This window comes from Halomonas sp. A11-A, assembly GCF_003182195.1.
Lineage (GTDB): Bacteria > Pseudomonadota > Gammaproteobacteria > Pseudomonadales > Halomonadaceae > Halomonas > Halomonas alkalicola.
Window position 1 is genome coordinate 1 of record NZ_QGTM01000059.1, and the last position, 1,395, is coordinate 1,395.

Annotated in this window: 1 protein-coding gene; it reads right to left on the bottom strand. The window is 63.2% G+C overall.

Features of this window, described 5'->3' with window-relative positions; translation table 11 throughout:
- Positions 1-27: 27 nt before the first annotated feature.
- Complete coding sequence (locus DER72_RS15965) at positions 28-1,347, bottom strand: IS1380 family transposase (protein WP_110070906.1); 1,320 nt, start codon at positions 1,345-1,347, stop codon at positions 28-30.
- Positions 1,348-1,395 lie beyond the last annotated feature (48 nt).

A 1,395-nucleotide genomic window follows, 5' to 3' on the forward strand; every position in this document is an offset into this window, starting at 1 on the left:
CTGTGCCGGGGACAGCACGCCGCGACGCTATCCCGGCACCAGCTTGCTGGTCAACATCAGGAAGAGGTCCTGCTCCGGATACTGGCTGTTCAACATCAGCCGAATGGTCCGTGTGTTGCGAGTGATGACGGCGCCGATCTTCAGCAGCTTCAGGCGGATGGTATTGACCTGGGCTTGGGCGAAGGCGGTGCGCTTAAGGTAAATCCGACGCAGCCGCTCCAGGAGCAGGTAGGCCAGCCCCGAGAGCAGCAGTCGGTACTGATTGGGCCACCATTGGTGGCAGCTGGTGCGGTCTGAGAACAGGAGCTGCTGCTCCTTGATGCGGTTCTCCATCTCGCCTCGGGCGCAGTAGCGGTGGTCGTAGAGCCACTCTGCGCTGCAGCCGCGCAGGTTGGTCACCACGTAGCGGGTGTTGAAGCCACGCCAACTGGTCTCGGATTTGACGACCACCTTTCGTCGGCGCTTCTTCCAGCTCTTGGCGGCGTACTCGATGAAGCCGAAGACTCGCTGCTTCTCACGGGTCTTCTCGAAGCGGATAGCTGACTCGTAGTCGATATCCAGGGCTAGCTTGGCCAGCCGCGGGTTGCCGGCGAGGCCGACGATGTAGTCGACACCGTGGCGCTCGCACCAACTGAGGATCAGCGGGCGGCAGAAGCCGCTGTCGCCGCGGAATACGACCTTTACCTCAGGCCACGCCTGGCGCAGCCGCCGAACCAGCAGGGCAAGAATGGCGCCGGCGTGGTGGGCGGCATCTCGGTAGGCCGGGCGAAGGTAGCTGACCAGCAGCTGATCGCCACAGAACACGAACAGCGGCAGAAAGATGTAGTGGTTGTAGTAGCCGTTGAAGTGCCGCCCGAGCTGCTGGCCGTGCACCCGGTCGTCGGTGGCATCGAAGTCGAGGTAGAGCGGCTTCTTGGGTGGCCGCCGGAACGAGCGGATGAACTGCTCGATCATTTCCTCGTGGATGGTGACCGCCCAGTCCCGATCGGCTTGCTGCTCGAAGCGACACAGCGTGGACTGGCTGGCCAGCACGCCGTCGGTATCGACGGCGGTCTGCAGGGCGATGTCGTGACGCAGCGCCTGGTGGTCGTTGAGATCCTCGTAGCCCAGCGCCAGGCCAAACACGCGCTGCCGAACCAGGGTTTCGGTGCGATGCAGGCAGCGTTGAGGATCGCGGTCATCACTCAGCCGGCGAGCGATAGCGCGGGTCAGGCCCATCTCGCGGTCGAGCTGCCGCAGCAGCAGGATGCCACCGTCAGAGGTGACCTCGCCGCCATCGAAGCTGGCGGTGATCTGACGGCCTTTGCAGCGTGGAAAGGTGGCGGTGGGCGTGGTACATTTTGTCATGGCGGCTGTGTCGGCTAATTCTTGGTTAGGCTCTTGAATTATAACCGA

What these genes read in the sequence shown, in the direction of transcription:
- DER72_RS15965 (WP_110070906.1), bottom strand. Translation starts at nt 1,347, where the DNA reads ATGACAAAATGTACCACGCCCACCGCCACCTTTCCACGCTGCAAAGGC.